21 protein-coding genes are annotated in these 21,188 nt (G+C 65.4%); 13 read left to right on the top strand and 8 right to left on the bottom strand.

Translation table 11 applies throughout. From position 1 onward, the window contains the following. The first annotated feature begins 80 nt into the window (after positions 1–80). From acpM to MKW15_RS22335, 3 genes are read left to right on the top strand one after another with little or no spacing between them, the layout of a single operon-like run. On the top strand, positions 81–386 hold the full coding sequence (acpM, locus tag MKW15_RS22345) for a meromycolate extension acyl carrier protein AcpM (RefSeq protein ID WP_240862251.1): 306 nt from the start codon (positions 81–83) through the stop codon (positions 384–386). Next, positions 383–1,654, top strand: a complete 1,272-nt coding sequence (locus MKW15_RS22340) for a KasA/KasB family beta-ketoacyl-ACP synthase (protein ID WP_308221091.1) — start codon at positions 383–385, stop codon at positions 1,652–1,654. The genes acpM and MKW15_RS22340 overlap by 4 nt, the downstream gene beginning before the upstream one ends. Before the next feature lie 40 nt (positions 1,655–1,694). After that, positions 1,695–3,146 (top strand): acyl-CoA carboxylase subunit beta, encoded by a 1,452-nt coding sequence (locus MKW15_RS22335; protein ID WP_240862249.1) that lies wholly within the window; start codon positions 1,695–1,697, stop codon positions 3,144–3,146. A gap of 159 nt (positions 3,147–3,305) precedes the next feature. Here the strand turns inward: MKW15_RS22335 and MKW15_RS22330 are convergent, their stop codons facing one another. The 5 genes from MKW15_RS22330 to MKW15_RS22310 all read right to left on the bottom strand — a co-directional run bounded on the left by MKW15_RS22330 (position 3,306) and on the right by MKW15_RS22310 (position 8,894). Further along, positions 3,306–3,824, bottom strand: a complete 519-nt coding sequence (locus MKW15_RS22330) for a DUF3145 domain-containing protein (RefSeq protein ID WP_240862248.1) — start codon at positions 3,822–3,824, stop codon at positions 3,306–3,308. A gap of 253 nt (positions 3,825–4,077) precedes the next feature. Next, positions 4,078–4,896 (bottom strand): serine hydrolase domain-containing protein, encoded by an 819-nt coding sequence (locus tag MKW15_RS22325; RefSeq protein ID WP_240862245.1) that lies wholly within the window; start codon positions 4,894–4,896, stop codon positions 4,078–4,080. An 88-nt stretch (positions 4,897–4,984) separates the two neighbouring features. After that, positions 4,985–6,115: an NDMA-dependent alcohol dehydrogenase gene (locus tag MKW15_RS22320; RefSeq protein WP_240862243.1), complete on the bottom strand. Its 1,131-nt coding sequence runs from the start codon at positions 6,113–6,115 to the stop codon at positions 4,985–4,987. A gap of 230 nt (positions 6,116–6,345) precedes the next feature. After that, positions 6,346–7,950: a fatty-acid--CoA ligase FadD5 gene (gene fadD5, locus MKW15_RS22315; RefSeq protein ID WP_240862241.1), complete on the bottom strand. Its 1,605-nt coding sequence runs from the start codon at positions 7,948–7,950 to the stop codon at positions 6,346–6,348. A 95-nt stretch (positions 7,951–8,045) separates the two neighbouring features. Beyond that, positions 8,046–8,894, bottom strand: coding sequence for an enoyl-CoA hydratase-related protein (locus tag MKW15_RS22310; protein WP_374247956.1), 849 nt, complete (start codon positions 8,892–8,894; stop codon positions 8,046–8,048). 218 nt (positions 8,895–9,112) lie between these two features. On the opposite strand from MKW15_RS22310, the gene MKW15_RS22305 reads away from it, so the two are divergent. Then, positions 9,113–10,321 carry a TetR/AcrR family transcriptional regulator gene (locus MKW15_RS22305; RefSeq protein ID WP_240862239.1) on the top strand — a complete coding sequence of 403 codons (1,209 nt, stop codon included), beginning with the start codon at positions 9,113–9,115 and terminating at the stop codon, positions 10,319–10,321. Positions 10,322–10,333: 12 nt separating this feature from the next. On the opposite strand, the gene MKW15_RS22300 is transcribed toward MKW15_RS22305, so the two are convergent. After that, positions 10,334–11,296 carry a hypothetical protein gene (locus MKW15_RS22300; RefSeq protein ID WP_240862237.1) on the bottom strand — a complete coding sequence of 321 codons (963 nt, stop codon included), beginning with the start codon at positions 11,294–11,296 and terminating at the stop codon, positions 10,334–10,336. Positions 11,297–11,412: 116 nt separating this feature from the next. On the opposite strand from MKW15_RS22300, the gene MKW15_RS22295 reads away from it, so the two are divergent. Together MKW15_RS22295 and MKW15_RS22290 are read left to right on the top strand one after the other, a co-directional pair. Further along, a complete protein-coding gene (locus MKW15_RS22295; protein ID WP_240862234.1) occupies positions 11,413–12,552 on the top strand; it encodes an acyl-CoA dehydrogenase family protein in 1,140 nt (379 codons plus the stop codon). Then, positions 12,509–13,249, top strand: coding sequence for a GntR family transcriptional regulator (locus MKW15_RS22290; RefSeq protein ID WP_240862232.1), 741 nt, complete (start codon positions 12,509–12,511; stop codon positions 13,247–13,249). The genes MKW15_RS22295 and MKW15_RS22290 overlap by 44 nt, the downstream gene beginning before the upstream one ends. A gap of 273 nt (positions 13,250–13,522) precedes the next feature. On the opposite strand, the gene MKW15_RS22285 is transcribed toward MKW15_RS22290, so the two are convergent. Together MKW15_RS22285 and MKW15_RS22280 are read right to left on the bottom strand one after the other, a co-directional pair. Next, positions 13,523–13,948: a pyridoxamine 5'-phosphate oxidase family protein gene (locus tag MKW15_RS22285; protein WP_240862230.1), complete on the bottom strand. Its 426-nt coding sequence runs from the start codon at positions 13,946–13,948 to the stop codon at positions 13,523–13,525. A gap of 58 nt (positions 13,949–14,006) precedes the next feature. Further along, positions 14,007–15,611, bottom strand: a complete 1,605-nt coding sequence (locus MKW15_RS22280; RefSeq protein WP_240862228.1) for an HNH endonuclease signature motif containing protein — start codon at positions 15,609–15,611, stop codon at positions 14,007–14,009. Between the two features lie 902 nt (positions 15,612–16,513). Here MKW15_RS22280 and MKW15_RS22275 point away from each other — a divergent pair. The 7 genes from MKW15_RS22275 to MKW15_RS22250 all read left to right on the top strand — a co-directional run bounded on the left by MKW15_RS22275 (position 16,514) and on the right by MKW15_RS22250 (position 21,088). Beyond that, positions 16,514–17,695 (top strand): tyrosine-type recombinase/integrase, encoded by a 1,182-nt coding sequence (locus MKW15_RS22275; RefSeq protein WP_240862226.1) that lies wholly within the window; start codon positions 16,514–16,516, stop codon positions 17,693–17,695. 361 nt (positions 17,696–18,056) lie between these two features. Beyond that, positions 18,057–18,257: an excisionase family DNA-binding protein gene (locus tag MKW15_RS22270; protein WP_240862225.1), complete on the top strand. Its 201-nt coding sequence runs from the start codon at positions 18,057–18,059 to the stop codon at positions 18,255–18,257. An 85-nt stretch (positions 18,258–18,342) separates the two neighbouring features. Then, positions 18,343–18,618 carry a DUF6011 domain-containing protein gene (locus MKW15_RS24705; RefSeq protein WP_374247947.1) on the top strand — a complete coding sequence of 92 codons (276 nt, stop codon included), beginning with the start codon at positions 18,343–18,345 and terminating at the stop codon, positions 18,616–18,618. After that, on the top strand, positions 18,611–18,934 hold the full coding sequence (locus MKW15_RS22265; RefSeq protein ID WP_240862222.1) for a DUF2742 domain-containing protein: 324 nt from the start codon (positions 18,611–18,613) through the stop codon (positions 18,932–18,934). The genes MKW15_RS24705 and MKW15_RS22265 overlap by 8 nt, the downstream gene beginning before the upstream one ends. Continuing rightward, positions 18,931–20,304 (top strand): hypothetical protein, encoded by a 1,374-nt coding sequence (locus MKW15_RS22260; protein WP_240862220.1) that lies wholly within the window; start codon positions 18,931–18,933, stop codon positions 20,302–20,304. Before MKW15_RS22265 ends, MKW15_RS22260 begins: the two co-directional genes overlap by 4 nt. Next, entirely contained in the window at positions 20,301–20,768 is a 468-nt protein-coding gene (locus MKW15_RS22255) for a hypothetical protein (RefSeq protein ID WP_240862219.1), read from the top strand. The genes MKW15_RS22260 and MKW15_RS22255 overlap by 4 nt, the downstream gene beginning before the upstream one ends. Continuing rightward, the gene (locus tag MKW15_RS22250) at positions 20,768–21,088 is read left to right on the top strand and encodes a WhiB family transcriptional regulator (protein WP_240862215.1); all 321 of its coding nucleotides are present in this window, start codon (positions 20,768–20,770) and stop codon (positions 21,086–21,088) included. The genes MKW15_RS22255 and MKW15_RS22250 overlap by 1 nt, the downstream gene beginning before the upstream one ends. The last annotated feature ends 100 nt before the right edge of the window (positions 21,089–21,188 follow it).

Genomic DNA, 21,188 nt, shown 5'->3' with positions numbered 1-21,188 from the left:
AAGCGCCCGTGGGCGAATGCTGCCCTCGTCGCGCTCCGGAGCGAGTAATCACCCAAGAGAATCAAGAAGGGAACCACACAGTGGCTGCCACCCAGGAACAACTCATTGCCGGCATCGCCGAAATCATCGAGGAAGTCACCGGCATCGAGCCGTCCGAGGTGACCTTGGAGAAGTCGTTCGTCGACGACCTCGACATCGACTCGCTGTCGATGGTCGAGATCGCCGTGCAGACCGAGGACAAGTACGGCGTGAAGATCCCCGACGAGGATCTCGCCGGCCTGCGCACCGTCGGTGACGCGGTTGCCTACATCCAGAAGCTCGAAGCCGAGAACCCCGAGGCCGCAGCTGCCATCGCCGCCCAGGTCGAGGCAGACAAGAACTCGTGAGCTCCCCCTCCCTCCGCGAATATTCGACGCTGGGCGGGAACTTCCCGAGCGTGGTGGTCACCTCCATGGTGGCCACCACCTCGCTGGGCGAAGACCTCGACTCCACGTGGAAGGGTCTTCTCGCCGGCGAGTCCGGCATCCGGCTGCTGACCGACGACTTCGTCACCCAGTACGGCGAACTGCCGTGCCGTATCGGCGGGCGGATGCTCAAGGACCCCGCCGAGGAGGTCACCCGCATCGAGGCGCGTCGTATGGCCTATGTCGAGCGCGTGTCGCACGTCATGAGCAAGCGTCTCTGGGCGCACGCCGGTGAGCCCGAGGTCGATCCCGAGCGTCTCGCTGTCGTGATCGGTACCGGTCAGGGCGGCGGTGACGCGATGGTCGACAACGTCAAGGCGATCGAGCAGTCCGGCAACTACCGCAAGGTCTCCCCGCTGGCCGTCTCGATGGCGATGCCCAACGGTCCGGCCGCGGTTGCCGGCCTCAATGTCGGCGCGCGCGCCGGAGTGATCACCCCTGTCTCGGCATGCTCTTCGGGCGCCGAGGCGATCGCACACGCGTGGCGTCACATCGTCATGGGTGACGCCGACATGGTCGTCGCCGGTGGCGTCGAAGGTCATATCGATGCGATTCCGATCGCGGCCTTCTCGATGATGCGGGCGATGAGCACACGCAACGACGATCCTGCGGGCGCCTCCCGGCCGTTCGACAAGGACCGTGACGGATTCGTGTTCGGCGAGGCCGCCGCGATGCTGATCCTCGAGCGTGAAGAGCACGCCAAGGCGCGCGGCGCTCACATCCACGCCCGCGTTCTCGGTGCGGGCATCACGTCCGACGGTTTCCACCTGGTTGCCCCCGACCCCAGCGGTCAGGGCAACGCGCGGGCCATGGCCCGCGCCATCCAGACCGCAGGTCTGAGCAAGACCGACATCACCCATATCAATGCCCACGCCACGGCGACACCCATCGGTGACACCGCCGAGGCCGTCGGCATCGTGTCGGCGGTCGGCCAGCACGCTGCGGTCTATGCACCCAAGTCGGCACTCGGACACTCCATCGGCGCAGTCGGGGCGCTGGAGTCGGTGCTGACCATCAAGAGCGTCGAAGAAGGGGTCATCCCTCCCACGCTCAACTTGGAGAACCAGGATCCGGAGTGCGACATCGATGTCGTCCACGGCGAGCCCCGCTATGGACAGATCGACTACGCGATCAACAACTCCTTCGGATTCGGTGGGCACAACGTGGCGATCGCCTTCGGTCGTTACTGAATCCGCCAACACACCCCCGACACCCTGCAGGAGACCGCGAATGACGACCTTGGCTCCGATCAGCGGCCATGAAGAAGCTGCCGACCCCCGCGACCCGTTGCTGCGGTTGACCAACTTCTTCGACGAAGGCTCGATGTCGTTGCTGCACTCGCGCGACAAATCGGGCGTTCAGGCGGCGATCGGCCTCGTCAACGGCGTTCGTACCGTCTCCTACTGCACCGATGGCACCGTCATGGGCGGTGCCATGGGTGTCGTGGGGTGTGCCCACATCGTCAACGCCATCGACACCGCCATCACCGAACAGGCGCCGGTCATCGGCATCTGGCATTCGGGCGGTGCTCGACTGGCCGAGGGCGTCGAAGCTCTCCACGCGGTCGGCCAGGTCTTCGAGGCGATGGTCCGCGCGTCGGGCTACATCCCGCAGATCTCCGTCGTCGTCGGTTTCGCCGCAGGCGGCGCCGCCTACGGTCCGGCACTCACCGACGTGGTGATCATGGCTCCGGCCGGCCGGGTGTTCGTGACCGGCCCCGACGTCGTCCGCAGCGTCACCGGCGAAGACGTCGACATGGAATCGCTCGGCGGGCCCCTCACCCACGGCAAGAAGTCCGGCGTGTGCCACATCGTCGCCGACTCCGAGCCCGACGCGTTCTGGCGCGCACGGCGTCTCGTGTCGACCTTCAGCCGACAGGGCCACTTCAACCGCGAGCAGGCGCAGGCCGGTGACACCGACCTCAAAGCCCTTCTCCCCGAGTCCAATCGACGCGCTTACGATGTGCACCCCATCGTCGAGCAGCTGCTCGACACCCAGCTCGCCGCCGACGGCGAAACCGAGATCTCCAGTTTCGAAGAGCTGCAAGCCCGTTGGGCCCCGAACATCGTTACCGGATTCGGCCGGCTCGCCGGCCGCAGCGTCGGCGTGATCGCCAACAACCCGCTCCGCATGGGCGGCTGCCTCAACTCCGAGAGCGCCGAGAAGGCGTCCCGATTCGTCCGCCTCTGCGACGCGTTCGGTGTTCCCCTCGTGGTCATCACCGACGTCCCCGGTTACCTGCCCGGTGTCGGCCAGGAATGGAACGGCGTCGTTCGACGCGGTGCAAAACTGTTGCACGCCTTCGCCGAATGCACCGTTCCGCGGGTCACCCTGGTCACCCGCAAGATCTACGGCGGCGCCTACATCGCGATGAACTCGCGTGCCCTCGGCGCCACCGCCGTCTACGCCTGGCCCGGCTCCGAGGTCGCCGTCATGGGCGCCAAGGCAGCCGTCGGCATCCTGCACAAGAAAGCCCTCGCCGCCGCACCCGACGACGAGCGAGAGGCCCTGCACGAACGCCTCGCCGCCGAGCATGAGGCCATCGCGGGCGGCGTGGGACGCGCTCAGTCGATCGGCGTGGTCGACGAGATCATCGACCCGGCCAAGACCCGCAGCATCATCGCCGAGGCCCTCGCGGCCGCACCGGCACGACGCGGGCGGCACAAGAACATTCCGCTGTAGGCTGCCTGCCACCACTGCCTGAGGTGTGAACCACCGCTCCCTGAGGTGCGAGCTTGCGAGCCTCCACCGCTCCCTGAGGTGCGAGCTTGCGAGCCTCCACCGCTCCCTGAGGTGCGAGCTTGCGAGCCTCGAAGGGCAGCGCCCGCCCGCTGACGAAATTCAGCCGACCCGTTGCTGTAGCCAGGTGACCTCGGCGCCCGCACCGCCCATGCGATACGGCTCCAGCGCCTCGTCCCACGCGGTTCCGAGAGCGGCTTCCACTTCACCGGCGAGGCCGGCGCTGTCGGGCTGCGCCTCGATCATCGTCCGCAGCTGCATCTCCCCGATCACCACGTCGCCGTTCGCGCTCGTCGAACCGCGCCACAGACCAAGACCCGGTACGTAGCTGAAGCGTTCGCCGTCGACGCCGTCGCTGGCGTTCTCGGTGACCTCGAAACGCAGCGCCGACCACTCGCGCAGCGCAGTGACCAAGCGGGCCGCGGTACCCACCGGGCCTGCCCAGTCCACCGTCGCGCGCTGCAATCCGCGGTCGGCCTCTTGCGCGGACCACTTGAGGTTGGCCCGCGCATTCAGGGTCGACGACAGAGCCCACTCCACATGCGGGCACAGCGCCACCGGCGCCGAGTGGATGTACACCACTCCAGTCGTCATGTCCGCAAACTGGTTCAGATTGCGCACCGTCTTCACCTCCGGTTGTCGACGAGGAACGTCTTCCCCAACACACCTCGCGATACCGGATATCACATCGTTGTGGTTTATTGTGCCCCATGGTGCACGTGTTGCGCCAGTTTCTCGTGCGATTATCTATCACTTACGTGACGAAACTGCCGTCGGAAAGCGGTACGCCCTGGCCCGACCGACTGCACTGTGCACTTGGGCGGCCTCGCACGTACAGATTCCCGTAGCTCAACGGCCCCGGTCACCGGCCGGATCAGTCCGACGACCGGATCGCCGCGACCACGGCGTCGTTGAACTCACTCCACCGCGGCTTGGCCCAGGCTCCGAAGTCGCGGTCGGTCAACACGACACATGCGGCGCCGAGTTCGGGGTCGACCCACAGGAATGTGCCGGACTGGCCGAAATGCCCGAACGTCCGTGGCGAATTCGACGATCCAGTCCAGTGCGGCGACTTGTTCGAGCGAATCTCGAACCCCAGACCCCAGTCGTTCGGGCGGTGCTTGCCGTAGCCGGGCACAAAGCCGTCGAGCCCCGGGAACTGCACGGACGTCGCCAGATCTGAGGTCTCCCGGGACAAGAGCTGTGGCGCCAAGAGTTCGGACGCGAACGCCGTGAGGTCGGCGACACTCGACCGCGCACCATGTCCGGCGGGACCGGCCAACTCCGAGGACGCCATACCCAGCGGCTCGAATACCGCACCGGCGAGATACTCCGGGAAGGCGATCTGCGTGGCCGATTCGACGACCTCGGCCAGCACCTCGAAACCCGCGCTGGAGTAGATGCGCCGTTCCCCTACCGGCGCCTCGACGTCGCGTGTGCCGAACGCCAGGCCCGACGCGTGTGCGAGCAGATGCGCGACCGTCGCGCCGGGAGGCCCGGCGGCATCGTCGAGCTCGACCGCCCCCTCCTCGACGGCGACGAGTACCGCCTCGGCCACGAGAAGCTTGGTGACCGAGGCGAGTTCGAAGACCGCACCGGTGTCGCCGAACTCCTCGACCACGCCGTCGGGCATGATGAGCGCCCCTGACACACGGTCAACCGGCCAGTCCGCCAACGCTTCGAGTGCCGCCACAGCAGGCCACGTTACCGCCGCGCTCCGGCCCAGACACACCGATGGCGGCCGAGTACGAGACCCGACCGCCATCGCAACTTACGAACGGCTAGTGATCTTCGTCGGTGTAGCGGATGACGCCACGAATGTTCTTGCCGTCGAGCATGTCCTGGTAGCCCTCGTTGATCTGGTCGAGACGGTACTGCCGGGTGATCATGTCGGCGATGTTCAGTTTGCCGAGCTTGTACATCGACAGCAGGTTCGGGATGTCCAGCTTGGGATTGGCACCACCGAAGATGGAGCCCTGCAGGTTCTTCTGCAGCAGGGTCAGCATCGCGAGGTTGAGGGTCACATCGCTTTCCATCATGTTGCCCATGCCGGTGAGCACGCAGGTGCCGGCCTTGGCGGTGATGCCCATCCAGGTGTCGACGTCCTTGCCGTGTACCTCGCCGACCGTGACGATCACCTTGTGGCACATGTGCCCGTGGGTGATCTCCGCGATCGACATCGCCGCTTCCTCGACCGACGCAAAAGCATGGGTGGCGCCGAACTTCAGGGCCTGCTCGCGCTTCCACTCGACCGGGTCGATCGCAAAGATGTTGCGGGCGCCCGCGATCACCGCACCCTGCAGCGCGGCGGTGCCGACACCGCCGACGCCGACGATCGCGACATCTTCGCCCGGCCGCACGTCACCGCTGCGGGTCGACGAGCCGTAGCCGGTGGGGATACCGCAGCCGCACAGGGCGGCGACCTCGAACGGGATGTCCTTGTCGATCTTCACCGCCGACGCCTCGTGCACCACCATGTACGGCGAGAAGGTGCCGAGCAGCGTCATCGGGTAGACGTTCTCCCCCGCCGCGGTGTGGATGCGGAAGGTGTTGTCCGACACCGCCTCGCCCTGCAGGAGCATCGCACCGAAGTCACAGAGGTTGGCCAGACCGGCCTTGCACGACGGGCACTTGCCACACGACGGGATGAACGACAGCACCACGTGGTCGCCGACCTCGAAGTCGGTTACACCCTCACCGACCTGTTCGACGACGCCCGCCCCTTCGTGGCCACCGAGGATCGGGAAGCCCGCCATCGGGATGCCGCCGGTCATCAGATGATGATCCGAGTGGCACATGCCGGCCGCTTCCATGCGGATCTTGATCTCACTGGCCTTGGGGTCGCCGATCTCGATCTCCTCGATCTGCCACGGCTTGTTGAGTTCCCGAAGCAGTGCACCCTTTGTCTTCACGTCACATCCTCCATTCGCCCCGACGACATCGATCCGCCGGGAATTCCACCCGCAATGGTGATTTCTCCTGTGAGGGTAGTCACTGAATCCGAAAAATGAAACGTGTTCTAATGTGCGTTTCTTGAGATTCGCATATTCGCAGGTCACACGCAGTTATCGACCACTTCGACGCGAACGACCCGGACGCCGTAACAGGCGTCCGGGTCGGTGTCCGGTGATGCGGTGCGGCGTCAGTTCGCCAGTCCGGCGTCCTTGCTGCCGTAGCTGCTGCGCAGCGTCGGCTTGACGACCTTGCCGCCCGCGTTACGGGGCAGCTCGTCGACGATCACGATGTCCTTGGGGTGCTTGAATCGCGCGAGGTTCTCGTTGAGGTACGGCTCGAGGTCCTCGAGGGTGAGGTCGTCGACGCCCTCGGCGAGCACGACGACCGCCACCGGCACCTCGCCCCACTTCTCGTGTGCGCGGCCGATGATCGCGGCCTCCACGATCTTCTCGTGGCCGAAGAGCACGTTCTCCACCTCGGCGCAGTAGATGTTCTCGCCGCCGGAGATGATCATGTCCTTGGCGCGGTCGACGACGTAGATGAAGCCCTCTTCGTCCTGGCGGACCAGGTCGCCACTGTGGAACCAGCCGCCGTGGAATGCGTCGGCGGTGCCCTGCGGGTTCTGCCAGTAGCCCTTCATCATGTTGGGTCCGCGGTAGACGATCTCGCCCACGACGCCCGGTTCGACGTCGTTCATCTCCGGGTCGACGATGCGCGCGGTGACCGCAGGCACGACCTTGCCGATGGAACCGATCTTGCGCAGGGCATCGCGGCCCTCGAGCACGCAAGTGATCGGCGACATCTCGGTCTGACCGAAGACCGCCACGTTCATGGCATCCGGGAACGTCTCGTTCATGGCGTTGAGCACGCTGTCCGAGGCGGGCGCGGCACCCCAGCTGATGACACGCAGCTTGAGGTCACGCGGCTTGGCCTGCTGCACGGCACACACGGCCTGCCACTGAGCGGGCACCAGGAAGATGGAGGTGGTGCCCTCCTTCTCGAGGGTGTCGAGCATGTCGTTGGGGTCGAACGCCCCCAACGGGTGGATCACCGAGAGCGCACCCATGTAGAACAGCGGCGCCATCGCGCCGAGGCCGGCAATGTGGAACATCGGCGCAACACACGAGCCCACATCGTCGGACCGGGTGTTCAACGCCTGCAGACAGGTCACCGCCTGCGCCTGCAGGTTCTGGTGGGTCAGCATGGCGCCCTTGGGCTTTCCGGTGGTGCCGGAGGTGTACATGATGAGGGCGACGGTCTCTTCCGGGACGTCGATCTCCGGCAGGTCCGAGGAGTCCTCGGCCACCAGGTCCTCGAACTTCAGGTGCGCCTCGTTCTGGGTGTCGCCCACCACGACGGTGGCGTCGATCGCGCCGGTCGCGGCGCTGACCGCGTCGGCCAGCGGTGCGAGCAACGACTCGGTGACGATGACCTTCGCGCCGCTGTCGGTGACGAGGAACGCGATCTCGGCGGGACTCATCCGGATGTTGACCGGCACCGGAATTGCGCCGATGAGGTTGGCGCCCAGCGTCGCCTCGACATACTCCGAACGATTCAGCAGGATCAGCAGGATTCGGTCACCGAACTGCACGCCTCGACGGCTGAGGGCGGCGGCGAATGCGCGCGACCGTTCGTCGAGCTGCTTCCACGTGGTGACCTGCCCCATGAACTTCAGCGCAGGCTTGTCCGGTGTCATGAACGCATGGCGGCGAATCTGGTTGTTCCAGTGATTGCGGCGGGAGCGCAATGGCTCGGTGACGAGATCGCTGCTCGAATCGAGGGTGGCGGTCATCGGTGTCTCCTTCTTCTTCGGACGTGCGAATTGATTGTCGAGTGGTATCGGTGGCGAGCGAGATCAGCTCGGCCACAACACTTTTGGTCGGCAGGCTACCTGCCGGTGAAGGCCGCGAGTGCGGCCTGGAACTCGGGTGACTGCAACAGCGACGTCTGACCGGCGAGTTCGCGTTCGAGGGCGGCTTCGAACCCGGCCATGGTGTGCGCGTCGAGCGCGGCCTTGGTGAGCCGCATCGCGGCCGGGCTCGAGGACGCGACCTTGTTCGCAGCCTTGTCGACCGCGGCGTCGAGGGCGGCACGGTCGTCGAGGACAGCCGTCACCAGTCCGGCGTCGTAAGCGGCGGACGCCCGCAGCTTCTCGCCCAGCAAAGCCATCGCGTTGGCACGCGCACGACCCACCGACACGGCCGGCAGCATCGAGGCCGCGCCGTCGGGCATCAGCCCGATGTTGATGAACGCGAGCAGGAAGTACGACCGCGACGTCGCGTAGACGAGGTCGGCCGCAATGGCCAGCGAAGCACCGATACCCACGGCCGCGCCGTCCACCGAGGCGATCACCGGCACCGGCACCCGGCGCACGGCACGCGCCAGCTCGGAGCCACCCGAGATCGTCTGGCGCGCCTGCTCAGGCGTGAGGCCGGCCGACCCCGACGCAGCGTTCTTGGCGGCATTCTCGGCGATCGCGATGACGTCTGCGCCGGTGCTGAAGCTGCCGCCGGCACCGTCGATGACCACCGCACGGACGTCGTCGTCGGACGCCCACGCGTCGAGGGCCTCGATGATCGCGGCCGACGCCGCACCATCGAGCGCATTCATGCGTTCGGGCCGCGAGATCGTCAGACGCGCGACGCCGCGCTCATCGACGTTGGTCCCGATTCCGCTGGCCCCGATCCCCGTCGTCGGCTTATCCGTCACCTTCTCCGTCACCGCACCGTCGCTCACAGCACTCCTCGTCCGCCATGACATTCCACGCCACGGCATCGATAGACACAACCGGACATATCCGTCCCATCGGGTCCTGACCTTACTACCATAGTGCGACCCACATCACGAGAATACCGGTTAACTTATCACGGCCACACACGCGGTCTTCCTGGTCTTTTTGTCCTTGCGACATAAATCGGTCACGCGAAGACTGCATCCGGCTAGGCTGAACCGTCATGACCGCACAACCAGGGACCACGCCATCCGACGTGCCTGCCGCAGACGCCGGCGCACCTCGTCGGCGACGCCCTGCTGCGCGGCGACAGTTCATCCTCGACGCGGCCGCCAAGGCGTTCAGCGCCGGGGGTTTCCACACTGTGCGGCTCGAGGACATCGCCGACGCGGTCGGCATCTCCGCGCCCGCGCTCTATCGCCACTTTCCGACGAAATACGCACTGTTCGCGGAGACGACCGCACAGTTGGCGCACGGGCTGAGCGGCGCCGTCGACGGGGTCGAACCGGGTTCACCCACCGAACTCGACGACCTGCTCAGCGCCATCACAACCACGTCGATCGAGAACCGCCGCACCGGTGGCCTCTATCGCTGGGAGGCCCGCTACCTCGAAGGTGCCGACGCCGACCTCGTGCGAGAGGTGGTCATCAACCAGCACCGGCGCATCCGGGCCGCGCTACAACGACGCCGACCCGGCCTGAGCGACGCCGACGCCGATCTGATCACCGCGGCAATGACGAGCGTGGTGGCCAGCCCGGCCACGCACCGAGCGGCGCTCCCGGCCCGCGAGGCACATACCCTGATCCGTGACGCGGCAACCGATCTCGTCCAGGTCGATCTACCCCCGCCGACCGACCCCACCACAGCCACACCCGGCACCGGACTGCTCCCCGCGGCCAAGCGGGAGGTGGTCCTGGCCGAGTCGATCCACCTGTTTGCCGCGCGCGGATTCCGGGACGTCACCATCGACGACATCGCGCGCGCCGCCGGGATACCCGCATCAGGTGTCTACCGGCACTACCCGAGCAAGTCGGCGATCCTCGAGGCCGCGTTCTGGCGTGCCGCCGAGCGAGTGACCGCGTCGATCACCGACGCACTCGCCGCGTCGAGCACCCCTCGCGAGGCGATCGTCGCACTCGTCACCCGCTATGTCGGATTGACCTGCGGCAGTACCGAGTTGATCACCGTGTATGTCACCGAGATCGGGCATGTCGGGCCGACGCAGCGCACGGCGCTGCGCAACCAGCAACGACTCACCGTCGAGGAATGGGCGACTTGGGTGACCCGGTGGCGACCCGATCTGAGCGCAACTCAGGCCCGCTTCCTCGTGCACGCGGCACTCAACGTGATCACCGACTTGGCGCGACTCCCCCAGCAACCCTCCGAGGCGCGGATCACCGCGCTGAGCTCACGAATTCTGCTGGGCGAATGAGATTTCCGAGACTCAGACGACGTCGAAATCGTCGATGAGCCAGCGCCCGTCGTCGGACTGGACCAGCGTCATCTTCACGCGGGATTGGTAGAGAATTCCGTCCGGCTTGGCCTTCCGGATCTCCGGCGACGTCACTGTCTGGTCCAGCGTGAGCAGCACGACGTATTTGCCCTCGTCGACCGACATGATCGCGGCGTTGTCGGCCTTGGCCGACGACACCGCTTTGACCTGCGCACTGCCCCGACGCGCATCTTGCGACGACGCGATGTACGACTGCGCGAACTTGGGTGTCGAGACCGCCTCGATCCGACGATCGAGGTCGGCGAAGTTCGCCGAGTCGTAGCTGGTGAGTTCGACGGCGTACTTACGCGCGGCATCGACGGCCGACTGTGTCGTCGGGTCAAAGCCTGACGACGCCGCGACGTTGTCCGACTTGGCATCTCGATACGCCACGGCCAGCCACGCGGTGGAGACCGCCAATGCGACCACGAGCGCCGCCAACGCTGCGATCACCAAGAAGGTCTTCCGACTACCGCCCACCCGGAAGCGACTCCCCGTTGTCGCGGCACGATCGCCTGCCTCGAGTTTGCGAGGTATCCGATCCACGGCCATCTCGGCGGGGTCTGCCTCGTCTGCCGCGCCAACGGCATCGACTTTGTCCGAGGCATCGTCGGCGTCGTCCGACGCTCCCCGACGACCGGCCTTCCGGTCGGCCTTCGCCGCTTCGCGCGCCGCCTTGCGCTCCGCCTCGACTCGATACTTTTCTCGATTTGTGCGGTTGGCAGCCAAGAATGCCTGCCCGTCGAGCGGCGTCGGGTCCTTGACGAGGGACACCTCGGCCGGGTCGTCGGTCACGTCAGGGCCGTCGGCGGCGTCACCGTCGACGTCGGTGTCGACGACCTTGGTGTCGACGACGTCGGTGTCGATGACGTCGGTGGAATCCCCGGCGCTCGGTACGTGTCGAGACTTCGGCATCCCACCAATGTAGCGACAGTGATTTGTGTCCCAGCTCACGCCCAGTCGTATCAAATATATTTGATGTGATAGCTTGGCCACCGATTTGGGCGTCAATCGAGAGGACAGGCACAACGATGGTGAATTTCACCGAGGAACAGACCGCGTTCGCGAAGGCCGTTGCCGACTTCTGCCAGCGTGAGGCGGGCACGCGGGAGCAGCGCGATCGTCTCACCGACAACGGCGCCGAACTGCATTCGCCGGAGCTCTACAAGAAGATGGCAGAACTCGGCTGGGCCGGCATCCTCGTGCCCGAGGAGTACGGCGGCGCCGGCGCAGGCAACGTCGAGATGTCGATCCTGCTGCACGAGTCGATGCGTGCGATGGCTCCGATCGGCGGCATCGGTCCCACCCTGATCACCGCCGCCGCCTACCAGAAGTTCGCCGATGAGCAGCTCAAGAAGGAGGTTCTCACCGGTGTCGCGGAGGGCGACTCGCTCTCGATCTCGATGTCCGAACCCGAGGCCGGCTCCGACGTCGCCAACCTCAAGTGTCGGGCCGAGAAGGTCGACGGCGGCTGGATCATCAACGGCCAGAAGACCTGGTGTTCCAACGCGCATTTCGCGAAGTCGATCTTGCTGATCGCGCGCACCGAGCGCAGCGACAAGAAGCATGAAGGCCTCACCCAGTTCCACATTCCCGCCGACACCCCCGGGCTGGAGATCAAGGGCATCGACACGCTGGGCGGCCGCGAGGTCAACGACCTCTACTTCACCAACGTCAGGGTCCCGGATTCGGCGGTCGTCGGTCACGTCAACAACGGCTGGAATCAGCTGATGGCCGGCCTCAACACCGAGCGGCTCATCCTGGCGGCGATGCAACTCGGTGTGGCCGAGCGTTCCTTCGCCGACACGCTCACTTTCGTCACCGAGCGCAAGCAGTTCGGCCGGCCGGTGGGTACGTTCCAGGCGCTGCGACATCGTCTTGCCGACCACGCGACCGAGATCGAATGCACCAAGCTGCTGGTCTACCGGGTAGCGGAGCTCGCCGACACGTACCCGAAGAAGCTGTTCCCGCGCGAGGCGTCGATGGCCAAGCTGAAGGCCACCGAGGTTTCCAAGGCGATGACGATCGACGCCATGCAGATGATGGGCGGCTACGGATACGCCACCGAGTTCGACGCGGAGCGGCAGATGCGCGGCGCCATCATCTCGACTGTCTATGGTGGCACCAATGAAATCCAGCGAGACATCATCGGCAAGACGTTTGGCCTCTGAGCCGGCCGACGTCGACGCGCCGTCTCGCGCTGCGGCCAAGCCGCTTCGGCGGCGGCCGCAGTTGTCCGAGGAGGTGGCCACGCACCTGCGTGGTCAGATCATGACGGCTGCCGTCCAACCGGGCGACTACATCCGGATGGACGAGACCGCCGAGGCGCTCGGTGTCAGTGTCACCCCCGTCCGGGAGGCGCTGCTGACGTTGCGGGGCGAGGGCATGGTGAACCTCGTCCCGCGACGCGGCTACGTGGTCGCCGAGCTGAGCCGCACCGACGTCGAGGATCTGTTCTGGCTCCAGGGCGCGATCGCCGTGAAATTGGCGCTGCGCACCGCCGACGTCATCACCGAGGAGCAGTTGGCCGAGCTCGAATGGTGCAACCGGCAGTTGCGAGCGGCCCTCGACGCGGGTGACGTGGACGCCGTGCAAGACGCCGAGTTCGACTTCCACCGCGTCCACAACCACATCGCCGACGGCCGGAAGCTGGCCTGGTTCCTCCTTGCCGCCACCCGCTACACGCCCGCGCACCTCTACGCGGCCGACCCCGAGTGGGGCGACGTTGCGGTCGACAGTCACGCCCGACTCATCGACGCCTACCGGTCGGAGGATCGCGACGCCGTGGTCGAGCAGACGCGTCGCCAGTTCGTCGACGGTTCAACGCGTCTCACGAGGCACCTGGAGAACTCAGGCATCTGGTCCTGACCGGGGTTCACCGTGCGCCAGCCTTGCTTCCGCTCCTTGAGGTGCGAGGAGCGCGATTCGAAGACTCATCCGCTCCCTGAGCTGAGGTGCGAGGAGCGCGATTCGAAGACTCATCCGCTCCCTGAGGTGCGAGGAGCGCGAGCGACGAGCCTCGAAGGGCCTGGTGAGACAGGGTATTTGGGGACAAGCGCCATGCACCCCACCGCCGCCTGAGGTGCGACGAGCGCCATGCGCGAGGAGCCTCGAAGGCCCGGGCGACCTTGATATGCCAACTCAGACACTGCCGAGATCCAGCGACACCCACTGTCGCGGCTCGAGCGTCACTCTGGTCTGCGGACCGTGGTTGTCCCATGCGAAGTCGACGTACGGCCCGACCTTTTCCTCGGGCAGGTAGCGCGCGGCCATCTCCCACAGGTCATCTCGCGTCGCATCGTCATATCCGACGACGTCGCCCGACACCGACGCGTACCGGATAGTCGGTTCGACGCGTTCCACCATCAGAGTGAATCGACCTGCGGCCCTGATCAATCCGAGCTTTCGTGATTCGGTGCCGGTGAGCAGCCATGGCCTCTCCCCCGGCGTGTACTGGTACCAGATCGGAACGGTCAGCGGTGCCCGTCCTGGTTCTGCTTCCACCGACAGTGCAGCGATGTGCGGTTCGGACAGGAACTGTTCTCGTTCGGTGACGGTGAGTGCCATGCCTCCACCGTAGATCCGAGCACCGACACACCTGTGCGCGTCGGCACCGCGAGCCGTCTTACAGGTACTTCTCGACCAGCGCCATGGCCAGGCGTGCTTCTACCGCCGAGACCGGTGGTGGGATGGTCTCGGTGAGTTGGTATGTGGCCGACGGTGGCGGGTCGGGTTCGGTGTGGTGGATTCTGCCGCGGGCCTTTTCGAGTTGTTGGTCGAACAGTGCCCGGATGTCGGGGCGCCGGTTCACGCGCGCCGGATTGGGTGGCGCACCGGGTCGGTGGTTACGCCGCCACCAGGTGCGTCCGGCCAGATCACCACTGCGATACACCCCGGTGGTGTAATCACCGAGCCGACCACTGACCATCCGATTGTGCTTCGGACACGCCGGCGCAAGGTCGACGATGTCGGTGCGCCCACCGTCGGCCCAATCACGGTGCGCGTGATGCATTTCCACGTGCGTGGCCGGCTGATCACAGCCCGGTGCCGAACACACCTCCCCGTCCTCACGGGCAAACGACATCAACCGCTGCGCCATGGTGGCGCACCGCTTGGACCGGCCCTCGTACAGGGCTAGTGGAATGTTGTCGGCGAACACCGCCAAATACTGTTCGGCCTCGGCCGCCAGACGCACCACATCGGCCATCGGCAGCAGCGACCCAGTCGCCGTCGTACCGAACCCGGCCTTGGCGATCAGGTCCTCGAGTTCGACCTTGATGATCAACTGCACCGGCAACCCACGATGGGTTTTGCCCAGCAAACCATCTGTGAACACTGCTTTCAGCAACGCCGAGAGCGCATCATGATTGCGTTGGGCTTGTGACCGCCCATCACGGGCGGCGGCCGCTTTCAACTGGTCGGGGTCGGCGTCGTCTTCGGCACCACTCGGCGAGTCAGGATCGTTGGGGTTGTTGAGACCGGGTTTGGCCCAGACCGCCAACAGCATGTCCACCAGCGCCCGGGTTTCCGGGTCGAGGTGAGCGGTCAGCTTCGACATCTGTTGCGCGTTCTGCCGATTCAGCCACAGATTGCGTTGCCGTTTACGGTCGGCGTCGTCGGACAGTTCCCCATCCGGATCCAGATGCGCCAGGATGCGTTGCCCCAACGTGTTGATCTCGTCCGGTGTGTGTTCGGCAGCCAACCCCGACAGTGTCGCTTCGGCGGCGACCTGCTTGTCGTGGGACACCTTGTGCGGGATGGCATCCAACATCTCCGCGGCCTTGCGTACATGGCCGGGCCCCACGAGTCCGTCGGCGAACGCGGTCGCCAGCGTCGGATACCTCGGCTCCCTCAGCTGCCCATCGAGTTCCCGGAAGCGGCCGGTGGCCGCCATCTGGTCTTTGCGTCGCGCCGGGTCCGACACCCGCAGCTCGACGTTCAGGAAGTTGGTGAGACTACGAAACCCCATCGCGCGGGGCACATTCCGATCCGACAGCTCCAGCACTTGTCGATTGCCTTGAAACGTCATCCGATTGATGGCACGCTCGTGAACCTGCGCAACAGCCACCAACTCGGCATCAGAACAGCGCGTCAGATCCGCGGCCGCCAACCGATCCAGCAACCCGTCGATCTCGGTGAGCAGACCAGGAACCTCCGACAACGACGACTCCGCCGCTTGGCCGATCTGCTGATCCATGCTCACCCCCGAATCCGGATCACTCGAACTCACATTCGAGAGTACATGCCTAGCGCCGGGTTCGCAAGTATTTTCGACGACACCTACACAACATCAGGAGACTTGTCGAATCATGTTGAACCACAGCATTTTCGACAAATCGACAGATCGTCCGACCACTGCGGCCCCTCCGAATGACGGCGTCGCCCAGGAGTTGTCGTCGACGAAGCGGTCAGGCCGGTCACTTTGGGCGGACCCATACTCCGTCGAGTAGAGACCGTTCATCGTCTGGGTTTTCAGGGTCCACGTCGCACACCGTGAGTGAGTGCATGGTGAACAGTCCCCAGCCCGGGAAGTCGTGCCCGATGGCGGTCTCCTCACCACAGAGACCGATAGCAGCGAGCTCAGCGATGACATCGTCGTACGCCCGGCAACTAAGCCGGATTCCCTGGACGACCAGCACTGGTTCGCCTGGCCGTGAGTACGACAACTGGGCGAAAGGCACGCGACCTGCGCTGTCGAACTCGACCTCGATCGCATTCTCGCGATAGAGGAGATTGCCACGCGCCTCGGCTGAAGGCGCGCCGATGACAGCTTCAACCTCTGTGCGACTGCCCCAGGACTACCGGGCCGATCCGCCTCCCGGGAACGACTTCAAGAATCTCCGTCATGTGATCGATCCTCACACATTTGGCGGCACCCGAGTCTTCTCGGAGAGCCAGTCCGGCACCAACAAGAAAGGCCCGGTGAAAACCGGGCCTGACCTGCTGCTACTCTGCTCCCCCAACTGGACTCGAACCAGTTTGCCCGGTGTGATGAAATTGTAGGGATGGCCTGGGAAATCTGTCGATAACCTGCGGTCATAGGTGACAGTACACAGTGAACGGTGCGGAAGCAACGGGAACATGATGTAACGTCCTATTGCACGATAGTTGCACGGTATCCGGGGAGGACCAATGACGAAGCCGAAGCGCCAAAGACGGGAGTTCGGCGCGATTCGCAAACTCCCCTCCGGCCGATTCCAGGCTCACTACATCGGACCGGACGCCGCCAAGCACTACGCACCCAAGACGTTCGCCGCGAAGGTCGACGCCGAGGCGTGGCTAACCGACCGTCGGCGTGAAATCGACAAGAAGCTGTGGAACCCGATTGATGCCGACAGGGCCGAGTCACCCATGTTCGAGCCCTACGCCGACGAATGGCTACAGACCCGGCTCGTGCGCGGCCGACCGCTGAAGATCCGAACTCGCGACCACTACCGGCAGCTGCTGGATCTCCACATACTCCCGGCGTTCCGCGCGAAGCGATTGGACCAGATCACCCCCGCCGACGTCCGTAAGTGGCATGACAACCTGCTCCCCGACGCCCCGACGATGCGCGCGCACGCCTACTCGTTGCTGCGCACGATCATGATGACCGCGTACAACTCCGAACTGATCGTCGCGAACCCGTGCCGAGTTGAAGGCGCCGGGTCAGCTCGACGCCGCTCCCGCACAGTGCCGGCGAGTGTCGACGAACTCGCGGTCATCGTCGAGAACATGACACCCCGGTACCGGCTCATGGTCTCACTCGCCGCCTGGTGTGCGCTGCGGTTCGGTGAGTTGATCGAGATACGACGCCGAGACGTGATGCTTGAGTACGAGACCGGCGACGACGGCGAACGGCAGTTGGTGGCCGGATACGTCGCCGTCAGTCGTGGCGCGGTCCGCGACGCGGAGAAGAATGCCTACATTGCCCAGGACTCGGCGAAGTCCGACGCGGGGTCTCGCACCGTCCACATTCCCCCGCACGTCCTGGACGCGGTGGAGCATCACCTACAGGAGCACACTGGACCCAATCGTGATGCCCTGCTGTTCCCCGCGCCCGAGGGTGGATACCTAACGCCGACAACGCTTTACAACCACTTCCATCCGGCACGCGACGCAGCGAAGCGCCCCGACCTCCGGTTCCACGACCTCCGGCATACTGGTGCGGTACTCGCGGCCGCGACCGGAGCCACCCTCGCGGAACTTCAACAGCGGCTAGGGCATTCGACCGTATCGGCCGCGATGCGGTATCAACACGCGGCACAGGGCCGAGACAGAAAGATCGCCGAAGCGCTGTCCCTACTCGTCAAACCCGACACACCGCAAGAGTGACTTGCAACCGCAAGCTGTACCAGTACAGTGGAAGCCAGCGGAAGAATTATGTTTTTTGTTGTCTTCCGCCACCAAAACTGAACACTAACCCGCTAGATTCGCGAGGCGCTGAGTAGGACAAGGCAAGCCGCCGTTTACGGCCCCTTCCCATTACACCAGCCTGTGAGATGGCAGTTTGAGCTGTTCATGTAGCTCAGCATCGACCGAATCGAACGGCGTTGGAGGCCGCAAGGCCCCTCCTTGAAAGACCCTGGTTGGTCAGCCGATACTTCCCCTAGGCGAAGGAGAACGTCGAGCAGAACCGCAGGAAATCCTGCAGTGAAGCTTGGTGTTCTCCTTTTTCGTATCTGGAGGAAACATCGTGGCCAAGTCCACACTCCCCTCGCCCCGTCGTTGGGCGTCCATCCAACAGACCGCCGACCATCTCGGCGTCACTTCCCGCACTGTCAGGTCGATGATCGCCGACGGGCGTCTGCGCGGATACCGAAACGGCCACAAAGTAATCCGCGTCGACCTGAACGAGGTTGACGCCTCGATGACCCCGTTCGGTGGGGCAGCATGAGCGGCCCCGACTACGAACACCTCGATTGGCTCGACGATCTCGGCATCACCGACCACCAGGCCGACCAGATCGGCGGTGACGTGGAATGACCCGAGCAAAACGAAACCCCGGCGCTGGCGGGCGGACCGGGGCTCGAAAATCCACGTGGGTGCGGGATCACGACAAGTTTAACGCAGATGCGCGTATTACCTCGCCAACCTCTGACGAGATCTACGAACACGCCGTGATCGACGCCGCGACCGCGCTCGGATACACGGTCAGCGTGCCGTGCGAGGTGTGCGGGCATCCACTCACTAACCCGAAATCCGTTGGAACGCACATCGGTCCGAAGTGCGCGGTGAAGGGTGGCCGCGATGACTGACCCTTACATCGAAACCCGCTCGTTCGTTCAACGTCTCGTCGGCATCCACGGTGGGCCGGCACCTGCCGCCGGATCGCCCGCATGGTGCGCGTTGGGAGACGCAGACCCGGCGAAGCTGCTGGCCGTCCTGCACGCCGGAAGCGCGCACGTGCTCAACCAGTGCCACGAGGCGATCGACGACCGGCGCTTGGCCATTCGTGAGGCGTCCGTGGCGATCTCCCAGGCGAAGGACTGGGCTGCGGTGGCGAAGCGTATCCGCGATCGCGACGAGTTCCGGCGCGCACATCCGTGGGCGGTCCGCGAGGTGACCAGGTGACGGCCGCCGACTTCTGGACCGCGCGCCCGGTCCTGGAGCATGTCCGTGACTTCGCACGCGCTCGGCGGGTGCCACCGCTGGCGATGCTCGCGAGTCTGACGGTACGCGCGATCGGCTCACTCGATCCGAATATCGTTGGGCCACCTGTGATTGGCGGGTACTCGTCACTGAACTGCGCGGTTGCCTACGTCGGCCCGTCTGGCTTTGGCAAGGGTGCCACTGAGGCCGCGGCCCGCGATGCCACGAATCTACCCGCGCTGCCTGAACTGCCACTCGGCACCGGTGAGGGTATGGCCCGCACTTTCGCGGCGAACGACGAGGGCCAGCAAGAGATTCGTTCGGCGATCTTCACCGCATCCGAGGTCGACGGGCTGGCAGCTCTCGGCGCGAGAACCGGCGCGACCGTCATGTCAGTGTTCCGGCAGGCGATCAGCGGCGAGTCCATCGGATCGGCGAACGCCCAGAAACACACACGGGTGATCGTCCCGGCGCACTCGTACCGTGCGGTGTTCACCATCGGTGTGCAACCCGAGCGGGCGCAGCCGCTCATCGGCGATACCGCGGGCACGGCACAGCGGATTCTGTGGGTGCCGACCAGCGACCCGGACGCGCCAGAACGCCGGCCATCCGAACCGGATCGGTGGACCGTACCGCGGACCCTCGTGCCCGGTGATCGGCGGACCGTGCTGCGGTTGCCAGACGAGGCCGTTGAGGCGATGGATCGGACCCAGCTCGGCAAGCTCCACGGTGACCCCGACATCAATCCGCTGGACGGGCACGCGCTCATGACGCGGGCGAAGATCGCTGCGGGTCTCATGGTGCTCGACGGCCGGATGCGCGAAGTCACGATCGAGGACTGGGAGCTGGCCGGCGTTCTCATGCGTGAGTCGGACCGGACCCGCGACCGAGTTGCTGCGGTGCTCGCCGACTCGGCTCGACGGGTGAACCGGGCCAAGGCGCATGCGGTCGCCGAGCGCGATGACGTGGTGGCCGAGAAGAAAGTACAGCGCGCAGCCAACGGCATCGTTGCACGCCTGGAACGTAGCCGGCAGGTGCTCTCCAAGAGCGATCTTCGGAAGGCTCTACGGTCCGATCTTCGGCCCGAATTCCAGCCGGCCATCGATCGTCTGATCGGCGATGGGCTGGTGGCCGAGACGCCTCACGGTTACACGCTCACCGGTGGACAGGTGGACAGCGGTGTCCACCCTGATAACAGCAGGTCAGAGCAGGTGGACACACCTGTCCACGTGGACACCCCGCGCGGGAACCCACCTGGGAAAACACCACCCGGAGGCATCACGCCCACGACACCCGGCGTGACAGCACGAGTCCTCGAAATCCTCCATTCCACGACAGGAACAACACCATGAACCACTCACCGAACCGCTCGACCGACCGTCTCATCGAGGCAGCCTGGAATGTCCACGACAGCATCGACTGGGCGCTCGACAGTCTCGCGATGGGCGACGAGATCGACACCGACGAGAGCATCGAGCTGTGCAGGATCGCTGACGCTTCCACACCGCTCGGAGCCGCGCTGCGCGAGTTCACTCGGTACAGCGACGGCCGGCCGATCCGCTCATCGGTCCCAATCGTCTACGGCGTCACGTTCATAGTGGTCTGGCCCGCCGATCCCGAGTGGTCTCGTATCGAGCACGCTGCGCGTGAGGGAGCGGTGTTCGATGGCGACTGGCGTCTCGTCCTCGAGGGCCGACTACCCGTCGACCCCGGAGTCCCCGACCGCGGTGGCTACCGGGTGTGGGTCGATGACAAGCCGTGCGCGGTGCGGGTCGAGGAACTACCACCCGCACCACGACTCTCGGCGGTGCGGTGATGGTCGCCCAGTACCGCGGCCCCGCACGCCGCGAGGGCGGCTGGGTTGACCTCACCGCCGAAATACTGCGCGGGACCGCCGACCTGTCCGGCGCCAACTGCGTCGGTTCCGAAGCGCTGTTCGATCCCAAGGCCCACAACGAGGAGTTCACCGCCGCCGACTACCGCCACCAGGCCGCGGTCGAGCTGTGCCGCACCTGTCCAGCGGTCGTCGCCTGCGCGCAGTGGGCGGCAACACAGCCCGACGTCCACGCCGTCATCGGTGGCCGCCGACCCGCGCTTCCCGGCAACCCCGGCCGACCCCGAAAGAGTGCCGCATGAGCCCGATAGATGAGATCCGCGCCAGCGTGCTGCGATACGCCGAGGAACGACAACTGCGGACCTACTCGCCCGCACTCTCCCTGTTCATCGACTACCTGCG

The sequence above is a fragment of the Gordonia gummivorans genome (assembly GCF_022513585.1).
Classification (GTDB): domain Bacteria; phylum Actinomycetota; class Actinomycetes; order Mycobacteriales; family Mycobacteriaceae; genus Gordonia.
Note: the sequence above shows the minus strand (reverse complement) of the source record. Positions and strands in the feature narration are given on the sequence as shown.